Genomic DNA, 236 nt, shown 5'->3' with positions numbered 1-236 from the left:
CGCACATCTTCATGACCATCCGAGTGACGAGCTCCTTGAGGATTGGCTCCCTCATTTTGCCAGTGTCAATGACCTCGGCGTGGTTCACTTCGTAATCGTCGTCGTAATCGGTGACACACTTGTTCGATATTAGACTGAACGCGAAGATCCTCATTCCCGCGTGGTGGGCGGTTAGCACCTCGTGCACTGTGCTCATTCCAACTGCATCTACCCCGCAGGTTTTTAGTAGCCTGAGT

1 protein-coding gene is annotated in these 236 nt (G+C 52.5%); it reads right to left on the bottom strand.

Going from position 1 to position 236, the window contains the following annotated elements:
- Positions 1 to 236 (bottom strand): phosphorylase family protein (locus F1003_RS16435; RefSeq protein ID WP_162307029.1); only part of this gene is annotated, 236 nt, incomplete at both ends.

The sequence above is a fragment of the Winogradskyella ouciana genome (assembly GCF_009709615.1).
Classification (GTDB): Bacteria; Bacteroidota; Bacteroidia; order Flavobacteriales; family Flavobacteriaceae; genus Winogradskyella; species Winogradskyella ouciana.
The sequence above is the reverse complement of the archived record's forward strand: the minus strand, read 5'-3'. Positions and strand labels throughout refer to the sequence as shown.